Below are 12,412 nucleotides of genomic sequence, written 5' to 3'. Positions count from 1 at the left end.
TATACTCCTGACGGAGGGCAGATGAATTCAAGGGAGAACAAGCCTGGGGAAGCCGCGCCTGCGGCCAGTCCCCGGCACCGGCCCGAACGAGCCCACCCCGTCACGCTCCGCGACGTCGCCGAAGCGGCAGGGGTCTCGACGGCCACCGTGTCGCTGGTGGTCAACAAGAAAAAAGACGCCCGCATAGCCGAAGAAACCCGCCAGCGCGTCAAGGATGCCATCCGCGCGCTGGGCTACCGGCCCAACGCGATGGCCAAGACCCTGGTCAGCGGCACCTCCCGGTTCATCGGGCTGGTGGCCGACGGCGTTGCCACCACGCCCTTCGCCGGCCAGATCATCCACGGCGCCCAGGACGAGGCATGGAAGCACGGCTACGCGCTCCTGATCGCGAACACCGAGGGAAACCGGGCGCTTGAGCAGGACGCTATCAGCATGATGCTTGAGTACAAGGTGCGCGGCATCCTCTACTCCACCTGGTTCCACCGCGAAACCGACATTCCGGCCTCGCTGCGGGAAGCAGACTTTGTCCTGGTGAACTGCTTCGCCGCCGAGCCTGGGGCCCGGGCCGTGGTACCCGACGAGGCGCAGGGCGGAAAGTCGGCCACCGAGATCCTGCTCCGGCACGGCCACCGCCGCATCGCCTTCATCAACGCCACCATCCCCGCCCCTGCCAAGGACGGACGGCTCCTGGGATACAGGCAGGCACTCGAGGAAGCCGGCATCGCCTTCGACCCCGGCCTGGTCATGGAAGCCTATCCGGACCAGGAAGGCGGCTACGGCGCAACCGGTGAGCTGCTCAAGCGCAGCGCCACCGCCGTCTACTGCTACAACGACCGGATGGCCATGGGCCTCTACGACGGGCTGCGTGAGCACGGTTTGTCCATTCCGGAAGACCTCGCCGTGGTCGGCTTCGACAACCAGGAAGTCATCGCCGCGCACCTGCGGCCCCCGCTGTCCACCGTGGCGCTCCCCCACTACGAGCTGGGCGCAGCCGGCGTCCGCATGCTGCTCGGGCTGGAGGAGACAGCCGGGGCGGAGGCAGCGAAAATCCACTGCCCCACGGTGGAACGCAATTCGGTCCGGGTCGCAGCGCGCGCAAAAACATAAGGCCTGGGAGGGGTTCAGCGGGCGGTCCGTACATGGTCAAATGGGAGGGTTGTACCGGCCGCCCGAGTCCGACCACGGCCTCGGCCACATGGAAGGAAGCACATGACCGATCACCAGGACCACCCCCCGATCCCCACCCCGGGAAGTGCCCAGGGCCTGGACCGCAAGGTTGAGGGCGGGTGCCCGGTCGCACATGACAGCGTGACCTCACACGGCAGCGAGAGCGAGAACCCGGCGATCGACTCGCCGGAGCCCAAGGGACACCGGCCCCGCACCGTCGCGGACTGGTGGCCGAACCAGCTCGACCTCTCCGTGCTCCACGCCCACAACCAGGCGGGCAACCCGCTCGGCCCCTCGTTCAGCTACCGCGAAGAGTTCCAGAAGCTCGACGTGGAGGCACTCAAGCAGGACATCACCCAGGTCCTGACCACGTCCCAGGACTGGTGGCCTGCGGACTTCGGCCACTACGGCGGCCTTATGATCCGGCTGAGCTGGCACGCCGCCGGTACCTACCGCGTCCATGACGGCCGCGGCGGGGCGGGTGACGGCAGCCAGCGGTTCGCCCCGCTCAACAGCTGGCCGGACAATGCCAACCTGGACAAGGCCCGGCGCCTGCTGTGGCCGGTCAAGCAGAAGTACGGCCAGAAGCTCTCCTGGGCGGACCTGCTGGTGCTGGCGGGCAATGTGGCCCTCGAATCGATGGGCTTCAAGACGTTCGGCTTCGCCTTCGGCCGCGAGGACGTGTGGGAGCCCGAGGAGATCTTCTGGGGGCCCGAAGACACGTGGCTAGGCGACGAACGCTATATCGGCGAAGGCCAGATGGCCGAAGATGTGGGCTCCACCGAGATGGGCCTGATCTACGTGAACCCCGAGGGGCCCATGGGCAACCCGGACCCCAAGCTCGCGGCCGCGTACATCCGTGAAACCTTCAAGCGGATGGCGATGAACGACGAGGAGACCTTCGCGCTGATCGCCGGCGGCCACACGTTCGGGAAGACCCACGGTGCCGGCGACGCCGACGCCCATGTTGGTCCCGAGCCGGAGGGCGCAGACCTCGAGACGCAGGGCCTGGGCTGGCTCAGCACATACGGCAGCGGCAAGGGTGCGGACACGATCACCTCCGGCCTGGAGGTCACCTGGACGGACCGGCCAACCCAATGGAGCAGCCGCTTCCTCGAGATCCTGTTCGAATACGAGTGGGAGCTGGTCAAGAGCCCCGCGGGCGCCCACCAGTGGGTTGCCAAGGATGCCCCGGAGATCATCCCGGACGCCTACAACCCCGAGAAGAAGCACCGGCCCACGATGCTCACCACCGACCTGTCGCTGCGCTTCGACCCGATCTATGCAGAGATCGGCCAGCGCTTCCTGAAGAACCCGGATGAGTTCCAGCTCGCCTTCGCCAAGGCCTGGTACAAGCTGCTGCACCGCGACATGGGTCCGGTGGGCCCGCACATGCTGGGGCCGTGGGTTCCCGAGCCGCAACTGTGGCAGGACCCGGTCCCGGCCGTGGACCACGAACTGATCGGCCAGCAGGACATCGACTCGCTCAAGGCGCAGCTCCTGGATTCAGGGCTGACCGTCGCACAGCTGGTCCGCACTGCCTGGGCGTCGGCTTCCACCTACCGCAAGACGGACCGGCGCGGCGGTGCCAACGGCGCGCGGATCCGGCTGGAACCCCAGCGCGGCTGGGAAGTGAACGAGCCCGACCAGCTGGGCACTGCCCTGCAGGCGATCGAGAGGGTCCAGCAGCAGTTCAACTCCGGCCAGGCCGGAGGCAAGAAGGTTTCGCTGGCAGACCTGATCGTCCTCGGCGGCTGCGCGGCGGTGGAGAAGGCCGCCAGCGACGCCGGGTTCCCCGTCACCGTGCCGTTCCGCCCCGGCCGCACTGACGCCTCCCAGGACCAGACCGACGTCGACTCCTTCCAGTACCTGCAGCCGCGGGCCGACGGCTTCCGCAACTACGTCCGGCCCGGGGAAAAGCTCCAGCCGGAGACCCTCCTGCTGGACAAGGCGTACCTGCTGGGACTCTCCGCGCCGGAGATGACGGCGCTCGTGGGCGGCATGCGCGCCCTCGGCGCCAACCTCGGCGATTCCCTGCATGGCGTCCTGACCACCCGGCCGCAGGTCCTGACGAACGACTTCTTCGTCAACCTGCTCTCCCCCGGCACCAAGTGGAAGGCGTCCGAAGCGGAGGAAAACGTCTACGAGATCAGCGACGTCACCACCGGGGAAGTAAAGTGGACCGCCACGCCCGTGGACCTGGTGTTCGGCTCCAACTCGCAGCTGCGGGCGCTGTCCGAGGTGTACGCGAGCGAGGATGGCAAGGAGAAGTTCGTCAACGACTTCGTGGCCGCATGGACAAAGGTCATGGAGGCTGACCGCTTCGACCTGCGGTAAAAGACCACCTCAGGGGCCGGCTGCTTGGCGGTTTCAAGGGGTCGTTGCAACACCTGCTGGTTAGGTGGTTAGTAGTAAATCACGTAAACGCTCGGCTGGAGTTTTCCAGCCGAGCGTTTTGCGTGGGCGGCCGTTGAGTTCCTGGGCGACGTGTTCGAGGTCCTCGGGTCCGAAGACAGACAGATCGGTGCCTTTGGGGAAGTACTGGCGCAGCAGGCCGTTGGTGTTCTCGTTCGAGCCGCGTTGCCACGGGCTTGCGGGGTCGCAGAAGTAGACCTGCATGTCGGTGGCGAGAGTGAAGGATTTGTGGGCAGCCATTTCCGATCCCTGGTCCAGGTCAGGGATCCCCGAAGGTGCGCCGGAAGGGTGGCCATGGTTTTGATGAGGCCGTCACGGACGGTTGAGGCAGAGTGGTCCTTTGGCAGGTGGACGAGCATTAGGTAACGGGTGGTGCGCTCGACCAGGGTCGCGATCGCGGACTGGTTGTGGGCGCCAGTGATGAGGTCCCCCTCCCAATGCCCCGGTATGGCGCGGTCCTCGATCTCGGGCGGACGTTCGGAAATCATGATCATGGGGTCGGTGAACCTGGGAGTGCGCTGATCACCGGTGGCATGGGGTTTTCGCCGGGTCCGGCCGGTCCGCAGAGCTGCTTGCACCTCACGTTTAAGTCCGCCTCTGGCTTGGAGGTAGAGGGCCTGGTAAATCGTCTCTGGGCTCACGCGCATCTCCGGGTTGTCGGGGAACTCTTCGACCAGCGTGTGGCTGATCTGTTCCGGAGACCAGCGTAGGAGCAGCTTGTCCTTCACGTACTTACGCAGGTCCGACTCGCCCGCGAGTTTGGCTGTCTTGGGCCGGGCCCGCCGGGCAGTTGCCTTCCGATGTGCACCGTGGGGAAGGTAGCCCATCCGCGGATCGGTGTTTCGGGCCAACTCGCGGCTGACTGTTGAGGGCGATCTGCCGAGGGCGTGGGCGATCGCCCGCACCGAGGATCCGGCGGCCTGCAGGTCCCGGATAAGTTCCCGTTCCTTGACGTTGAGGTACCGCGGGTGGATAGGTTTCTCCAGCGCGGCCACCGGGACCTGGACCGTTTCTGTTGTGCCGGCGGCAGAGGTCATAGTGATCACACCACGTTTGTAGTCGACCACCCGGCCATCCGGATAAATGCGTCGTCCGCCGGACTTCCGGATTCCCTGGTCCCACTCCTCAGCGGTCCGTAAATGAATACCAACTGCCGCGGCAGCTTTCCGTCGGCTCACGCCGGCGTTGCGCAGCCGGGAGAACTCGTCCCTTCCAGGGTGTGGACCTGTCCCCGGCTTTCCCTGACCCTTCAGCCCGGCTTTCCGCACCCACGCGGCGCACGTATTGGGATTCAGCCCGAGTTCCTTTGCAGCCTCCGTGGTGCTCTTAAGACGGTCGAACACGGCGAAGAACTGCTCTTTCTGCCTAGCCGTGTACTTCCGGTGCACCGACTGCTTCCGTACTTTGCCCCGGGGCAAACCAGCCTTGCGGATCCATTGGTGACAGGTCATCACATTGAAACCGAGTTCCCTCGCGGCGGCACTGACATTTTGAACCCGATCGAGGGCCGCAAAGAACTGATCCTTCTGCTCCTGCGAATATCTCCGCCGCCCAGCGGGCTTCTCCCTTAAGACGACACGGTCGTTGCAACTCCCAAAAATTCTGGGTGTTGCAACGACCGCTAGAACCCGCCCTTTGCAGCCGGCCCTTTCTCTTGCCCTTCCCCTTGACTCTCCTTGCCCTCCTTCCCTACACTTTTCATAAAGCAGAATCTAAATTCCACAGAGCGGAAACCAGCAGGGAGCCGGTGACGCAGGGGAAGATAGATCAAAGCCCTCCCCGGAAGGACCTACGATGACGTACACAGTGAACTGCTCCATCCTGCTGACGGAGCTTCCCCTGCTCGAGCGGCCGGCCGCAGCCAAGGCAGCAGGCTTCGACGCCGTCGAGTTCTGGTGGCCCTTCGAATCCTCCGTTCCGGCGGACGCCGAGGTCACCAGGTTCGAGAACGCCATCAAGGACGCCGGGGTGCAGCTCACCGGCCTGAACTTCAACGCGGGCAACATGCCCGGCGGCGACCGCGGCCTGGTTTCGTGGACGGGCCGCGAGTCCGAGTTCAAGGACAACATCGACGTCGTGGCCGGCATCGGCGGGCGCCTGGGCTGCAAGGCCTTCAACGCCCTCTACGGCAACCGGCAGGACGACACCACCCCCGAAGAGCAGGACGAGCTGGCCGCCAGGAACCTGGCCGCAGCAGCCGAAGGCGTGGCCCGCATCGGCGGCACCGTCCTCCTCGAACCGGTCAGCGGCGCCGCCAAGTACCCGCTCCTCACCGCCGACGACGCTCTCAAGGTCATCGCCCGGGTCAAGGCGGAATCCGGCGCCGGCAACATCAAGCTCCTCGCCGATTTCTACCACCTCGCAGTCAACGGCGACGACGTCGAATCCGTCATCGAGAACCACGCCAAGGACTTCGGCCACATCCAGATCGCCGACAACCCCGGCCGCGGCGCCCCCGGCACCGGAACCCTCCCGCTCGGCGAATGGATCGCCCGCAGCCGCGAACTCGGCTATGAGGGCTACATCGGCCTCGAGTACAAGGAACCGCAGGAAACGGCCTTCAGCTGGGCCATCCGCCAGCGCATTAGCCAGTAACCGGTGATTGAGCCTGTCGAAATCCGGTTTCGACAGGCTCAACCACCAGCCCCACAAAGACTTCAGAAAGAGAACCATCATGAGCAACGTTGCAGTTATCGGACTCGGAATCATGGGCCTGCCCATGGCCATCAACCTGGTCAAGGCCGGCCACACCGTCACCGGCTTCAACCGCAGCCAGGACAAGATCGACAAGCTCGTCTCCGAAGGCGGCAAGGGCGCCTCAAGCATCGCGGACGCGGTCAAGGACGCCGACGTCGTCATCACCATGGTCCCGGACTCCCCCGACGTCGAAGGCGTGGTCAGCGGCAAGGACGGCGTCTTCGCCAACGCCAAGCAGGGCACCCTGTGGATCGATGCGTCCAGCATCCGTCCCGACGTCGCCAAGCGCCTCTCCGACGAAGCCCGCGAAGCCGGCATCCGCCCCCTCGACGCCCCGGTCTCCGGCGGCGAACAGGGCGCCATCGACGCCGTCCTCTCCATCATGGTCGGCGGCGACAAGGCAGACTTCGAGGCAGCCTCGGACGTCCTGAACGCCGTCGGCAAGACCATCGTCCACGTCGGCCCCTCCGGCTCAGGCCAGACCGTCAAGGCAGCCAACCAGCTCATCGTCGCCGTCAACATCGAGGTCCTCGGCGAGGCCATCGCGTTCCTCGAGGCCTACGGCGTGGACACCGATGCAGCCCTCAAGGTCCTTGGCGGCGGCCTGGCCGGCTCCAAGGTCCTGGACCAGAAGGGCCAGAAGATGCTGGACCGCAACTTCGACCCCGGCTTCCGCCTCGCCCTGCACCACAAGGACCTCGGCATCGTCACTTCCGCCGCCCGCGAAGCCAACGTGGCCGTCCCCCTCGGCGCCGTCGTCGCCCAGCTCGTCGCCGCCACCGTCAACCAGGGCGACGGCGCACTGGACCACTCCGGCCTCTTCAAGCAGGTCCTCCAGCTCTCCGGCAGGAAATAGGACAGGCCGCAGCTAAGCGGTGATTGAGCCGGGCCCACGCCAGCCGGGTTCCCTGAGCGAGCTTGCGAGCTTAGGGGCTGGCGGGGAGCGAAATCCAGGTTTCGACAGGCTCAACCAACGGCCCCATCACAGGCTTTTTAGGCCCCACAATCGCCGGGCCTTCCTTCAGCACACCCAAAAACAGGTTTCGACGGGCTCAACCACCGGGCCCCAACCACAAGCTTTCAAGGAGCACCCATGAGCAAGATGCGTACCGTTGATGCAGCGGTTGCCATCCTGGAAAAGGAAGGCGCCATCGAGGCGTTCGGCCTGCCAGGCGCTGCAATCAACCCCTTCTACTCGGCCATGCGCGCCCACGGCGGCATCCGCCACACCCTGGCCCGCCACGTTGAGGGCGCCAGCCACATGGCGGACGGCTTCAGCCGCGCCAAGGACGGCAACATCGGCATCTGCATCGGCACGTCCGGCCCCGCCGGCACGGACATGATCACGGGGCTCTACGCCGCCTGGGCCGATTCCATCCCCATGCTCTGCATCACCGGCCAGGCGCCGGTGGCCAAGCTGCACAAGGAAGACTTCCAAGCCGTGGACATCGAGTCCATCGCCAAGCCCGTCACCAAGATGGCCATGACCATCCTGGAGCCCGGCCAGGTTCCCGGCGCTTTCCAGAAAGCCTTCCAGCTCATGCGCTCCGGCCGCCCCGGTCCCGTCCTGCTGGACCTGCCCATTGACGTGCAGCTGGCCGAGATCGAATTCGACATCGACACCTACGAGCCCCTTCCCGTTGAGAAGCCGAAGGCCTCGCGCAAGCAGCTGGAAAAAGCCCTGGACATGCTCACCAGCGCCAAGCACCCGCTGATCGTGGCCGGCGGCGGCATCATCAACGCCGGCGCCTCCGCCCAGCTGGTGGAACTGGCCGAGACCCTGAACGTTCCGGTCATCCCCACCCTGATGGGCTGGGGCACCATCCCGGACGACCACCAGCTCATGGCGGGCATGGTGGGCCTGCAGACCTCGCACCGCTATGGCAACGAAAACTACCTGCAGAGCGATTTCGTGATCGGCATCGGCAACCGCTGGGCCAACCGCCACACCGGCGGCCTGGAAACCTACACCGCGGGCCGGAAGTTCGTGCACATCGACATCGAGCCCACGCAGATCGGCCGCGTGTTCTCCCCGGACCTGGGCATCGCGTCCGACGCCGGTGCGGCGCTGGCAGGGCTGGTTGAGCTCGCCAAGGAGCGCAAGGCGGCAGGGTCCCTGCCGGACTACAGCGGCTGGGTTGCCGAATGCCAGGACCGCAAGGCCTCCCTGCACCGCAAGACCCACTTCGAGAACATCCCCATCAAGCCGCAGCGCGTGTACGAGGAGATGAACAAGTCCTTCGGCCGCGACACCACCTACGTGTCCACCATCGGCCTGTCCCAGATCGCCGGCGCCCAGATGCTGCACGTGTTCGGCCCGCGCAAGTGGATCAACGCCGGCCAGGCAGGCCCGCTGGGCTGGACCGCCCCGGCCGCGCTCGGCGTCGCGCGTTCCAACCCGGACGAAACCGTGGTTGCCCTGTCCGGCGACTACGACTTCCAGTTCATGATCGAGGAACTGGCCGTGGGCGCGCAGTTCAACCTCCCGTACATCCACGTGGTGGTGAACAACTCCTACCTGGGCCTGATCCGCCAGTCCCAGCGCGGCTTCAACATGGAGCAGAACGTGTCCCTGGCGTTCGAGAACATCAACAGCTCGCACCTGTCCGAGGACACCCGCGGCTACGGCGTGGACCACCTGAAGGTGGCAGAGGGCCTGGGCTGCAAGGCCGTGCGCGTGGAGGACCCCAACGACCTCGCCGCCGCCTTCGACAAGGCCAAGGCACTGATGGGCGAGTTCCAGGTTCCCGTGGTGGTGGAAGTGATCCTGGAAAAGGTCACCAACATCTCCATGGGCGTGGAAATCAATGCCGTGAACGAGTTCGAGGAACTGGCAGAGTCCGCCGCGGACGCCCCCACCGCCATCCTGGCGCTGCAGGCCTAAACCATGCGCATCGTCATTGCCCCGGACAAGTTCAAGGGATCCCTCTCCGCCCCGGAAGTCTGCGCGCACCTGGAAAAGGGCCTGCAGCGGGGTGCGGGCGGCAACCTTGACGTGGTCCGGATTCCGGTGGCCGACGGCGGCGAGGGCACCCTCGATGCCGCCGTCGGCTCCGGCTTCACCCGCCGCACCGCCACGGTGGCCGGGCCGCTCGGCCAGCCTGTGGAAGCGGACTTCGCGGTCCGGGACCACGAGGCCGTCATTGAGATGGCCACCGCCTCCGGGCTGGCCCTGGTTCCCCAGGTGGCGCGCGGCGGCCGGCCGGACTCCGCTTCCGCCCTGACCGCCACCAGCCTGGGCACCGGCCAGCTGATCCGCGCCGCCCTGGACGGCGGCTGCCGCCGCATGGTGTTGGGGGTGGGCGGCAGCGCCAATACCGACGGCGGCGCGGGGCTCCTGCAGGGGCTCGGCGCCAGGTTCCTGGACAGCAGGAACAACGAGCTGCCGCCGGGCGGTGCTGCGCTGGCCAACCTGCACAGCATCGACTTCACCCACTTTGAGCCCCGGCTGGTGGACTCACGCTTTGTGCTGGCATCCGACGTCGACAATCCCCTGCTCGGCGCCTCCGGTGCCGCGGCGATTTTCGGCCCGCAGAAGGGTGCCACACAGCAAGACGTCGACGTGCTCGACGCCGCCCTGGCCAGGTTTGTCGAAGTCCTGCGCCAGGGAGATCGGATTCCGCGCGGTCAAGGCCGCCGAAGCCCCCGGCGCGGGGCAGCCGGCGGGGTGGGCTACGCCGCCATCGCTGCGCTGGCCGCAACCCGCCGGCCGGGCATCGACGTGGTCCTCGAATTCACCGGCCTCGCCGACCGCCTGGCCGGCGCGGACCTGGTCATCACCGGCGAAGGCAGCCTGGACGAGCAAAGCCTGCTGGGCAAGACGCCCATGGGCGTGGCCCGCGCTGCCGCCGCCCGGGGCATTCCCGTGGTTGCCGTCTGCGGCCGGACCACGCTGGAAGAGGGCCAGGCGGCCGCCGCCGGGTTCGGCGAGGTTTACGCTTTGACCGGGCTCGAAAGCGATGTAAACAGGTGCATAGCAGAGGCAGCGCCGCTTCTGGAGCAGCTGGGCACCCAGATCAGCGGAAAACTGGCAGCCGGCGGGTTTGCCGGCACCGCACGTACCAAGGAGGACCTCCGTGTCTGAAGAACGTTTTGACCTCGTCATCCGTGGCCAGCGCATCCTGACCACCGCCGGGATCGCCCCGCGGGAAGTGGGCGTCCGCGGCGGAAAGATCGTGGCCATCGAGCCGCTCGGAAACGGCCTGGCCGGCGCCGAGGTGGTTGAACTCGCCGACGACGAGACCCTGCTCCCGGGGCTGGTGGACACCCACGTCCACGTCAACGAGCCCGGCCGCACCGAGTGGGAGGGGTTCGCCTCCGCCACCCGCGCCGCGGCCGCCGGCGGCGTGACCACCATCATCGACATGCCGCTGAACTCCGTGCCGCCCACCACCACGGTGGCCAACCTCAAGCTCAAGCGCGAGGTGGCCGAGGACCAGGCGTTCATCGACGTCGGGTTCTGGGGCGGCGCGATTCCCGGGAACAAGGCGGACCTGCGCCCCCTGCACGACGACGGCGTTTTCGGCTTCAAGTGCTTCCTCCTGCACTCCGGCGTGGACGAGTTCCCCCACCTGGACGCGGACGAGATGGAGGAGGACATGGCCGAGCTCAAGTCCTTCGACTCGCTTATGATCGTCCACGCCGAGGACTCGCACGCGATCGACCGGGCCCCGCACCCCGGCGGCGACCACTACGAGACGTTCCTTGCCTCCCGGCCGCGCGGCGCCGAGAACAAGGCCATCGCCGAGGTCATCGAGCGGGCCCGCTGGACCGGTGCGCGGGCGCACATCCTGCACCTCTCGTCGTCGGACGCGCTGCCCATGATCGCCTCCGCAAAGCGCGACGGCGTGAAGCTCACCGTGGAGACCTGCCCGCACTACCTGACGCTGATGGCTGAGGAAATCCCGGACGGCGCCACGGCCTACAAGTGCTGCCCGCCCATCCGCGAGGCTTCCAACCGGGAGCTGCTCTGGCAGGGCCTGCTGGACGGCACCATCGACTGCATCGTCTCGGACCACTCCCCCTCCACCCTGGACCTGAAGGACCTGGAAAACGGCGACTTCGCCGTGGCCTGGGGCGGCGTCTCCTCGCTGCAGCTGGGCCTGTCCCTGATCTGGAGCGAGGCCCGGCACCGCGGCATCCCGCTGGAGCAGGTGGTGTCCTGGATGGCTGAGAAGCCCGCCAGCCTGGCCCGCCTCACCAACAAGGGCCAGCTGGCGCTCGGCTACGATGCCGACTTCGCCGTCTTCGCCCCGGACGAGGCGTTCGTGGTGGACGTGTCCAAGCTCAAGCACAAGAACCCCATCACCCCCTACGACGGCAAGACCCTCTCCGGCGTGGTCCGCAAGACCTTCCTGCGCGGCGCCGTGGTGGACGGCCAGACCCCCACGGGCAAGCTGATCCGCCGCGGCGGAGTGTAAGGACGCGCCATGGCAGTGGAAGTCCACCATCCGCGGACGGCCCACCGTCCGCGGATGGCTTTCCCGCCGCGAACAGTCCAGCCCAAAGCTGCCGCCCGCGGACTGGCCGTGTGGGTGGTCCCGGAAGAGGGAACCGATCCCGAACTCCTTGCCCGCGCCGCCCAACTGGTCCTTGCAAGGGCCCTGCAGACTGCTCCGGAGGCGGAAGTCCACTGGCCCGCCGCCGGAGCTCCCAAACCGGTGCCGTCGCCGTCCCCCGCGGAGGACTCCCCGCAGGGGACGACGGCGGCGCCCCTTCCCTCCCGCCGTCGGCCGGTCCCGTCAGCCGCATGGCCGTGGACCTGGCCGCCGACACCGTCCTGCTGGATGGCAAGCCGGTACCGCTCACCGGCGTCGAATTCAAGGTGCTGCGGTACCTGGTGACGCACCTGTCCCGGACCGTCAGCCGGGAGGAACTGCAGGGGTTCCTGGACTCGTTCGAGACGCCCGGCGCCTCGGCCCGCTCCATCGATGTCTACGTGGGCAGGATCCGCCGGAAACTCGGAAATGCACGCCACGCTGTTGCCACCGTCCGGGGCGGCGGATACCAGTTCGTGCCGGGCCAGTGCGCCACTGTGCGCGGCCCGGCGGAATACTGCATATGACGCCGGAGTTGTACCTCTGAGCGGGAAGCCGCTTCACTTGTTGTTTGGCCATTATTGACCGACCCTTCC

8 protein-coding genes and 1 pseudogene are annotated in these 12,412 nt (G+C 66.9%); 8 read left to right on the top strand and 1 reads right to left on the bottom strand.

Annotated elements, in window-relative coordinates; all coding sequences use genetic code 11:
- Positions 1–21 precede the first annotated feature (21 nt).
- Both ACPEE0_RS01125 and katG read left to right on the top strand, forming a co-directional pair.
- On the top strand, positions 22–1,107 hold the full coding sequence (locus tag ACPEE0_RS01125) for a LacI family DNA-binding transcriptional regulator (RefSeq protein ID WP_424573777.1): 1,086 nt from the start codon (positions 22–24) through the stop codon (positions 1,105–1,107).
- A gap of 102 nt (positions 1,108–1,209) precedes the next feature.
- On the top strand, positions 1,210–3,504 hold the full coding sequence (katG, locus tag ACPEE0_RS01120) for a catalase/peroxidase HPI (RefSeq protein WP_424573776.1): 2,295 nt from the start codon (positions 1,210–1,212) through the stop codon (positions 3,502–3,504).
- Positions 3,505–3,564: 60 nt separating this feature from the next.
- Here the strand turns inward: katG and ACPEE0_RS01115 are convergent.
- Positions 3,565–4,760, bottom strand: a pseudogene (locus ACPEE0_RS01115) (IS30 family transposase).
- A gap of 616 nt (positions 4,761–5,376) precedes the next feature.
- Between ACPEE0_RS01115 and ACPEE0_RS01110 the strand changes: the two are divergent.
- The 6 genes from ACPEE0_RS01110 (at position 5,377) to ACPEE0_RS01085 (ending at position 12,343) form a co-directional block, all read left to right on the top strand.
- On the top strand, positions 5,377–6,177 hold the full coding sequence (locus tag ACPEE0_RS01110; protein ID WP_424573775.1) for a hydroxypyruvate isomerase family protein: 801 nt from the start codon (positions 5,377–5,379) through the stop codon (positions 6,175–6,177).
- A gap of 79 nt (positions 6,178–6,256) precedes the next feature.
- Entirely contained in the window at positions 6,257–7,135 is an 879-nt protein-coding gene (locus ACPEE0_RS01105; RefSeq protein WP_424573774.1) for a 2-hydroxy-3-oxopropionate reductase, read from the top strand.
- A gap of 237 nt (positions 7,136–7,372) precedes the next feature.
- Positions 7,373–9,163 carry a glyoxylate carboligase gene (gcl, locus tag ACPEE0_RS01100; protein WP_424573773.1) on the top strand — a complete coding sequence of 597 codons (1,791 nt, stop codon included), beginning with the start codon at positions 7,373–7,375 and terminating at the stop codon, positions 9,161–9,163.
- Between the two features lie 3 nt (positions 9,164–9,166).
- A complete protein-coding gene (locus ACPEE0_RS01095) occupies positions 9,167–10,363 on the top strand; it encodes a glycerate kinase (RefSeq protein WP_424573772.1) in 1,197 nt (398 codons plus the stop codon).
- Positions 10,356–11,699 (top strand): allantoinase AllB, encoded by a 1,344-nt coding sequence (allB, locus tag ACPEE0_RS01090; protein ID WP_009358443.1) that lies wholly within the window; start codon positions 10,356–10,358, stop codon positions 11,697–11,699. The genes ACPEE0_RS01095 and allB overlap by 8 nt, the downstream gene beginning before the upstream one ends.
- A 335-nt stretch (positions 11,700–12,034) precedes the next feature.
- Positions 12,035–12,343: a winged helix-turn-helix domain-containing protein gene (locus tag ACPEE0_RS01085; RefSeq protein WP_424573771.1), complete on the top strand. Its 309-nt coding sequence runs from the start codon at positions 12,035–12,037 to the stop codon at positions 12,341–12,343.
- Positions 12,344–12,412 lie beyond the last annotated feature (69 nt).

Origin of the sequence: Arthrobacter sp. SD76 (assembly GCF_049726125.1) — a bacterium.
Taxonomy (GTDB): Bacteria; Actinomycetota; Actinomycetes; order Actinomycetales; family Micrococcaceae; genus Arthrobacter; species Arthrobacter nitrophenolicus.
The sequence above is the reverse complement of the archived record's forward strand: the minus strand, read 5'-3'. Positions and strand labels throughout refer to the sequence as shown.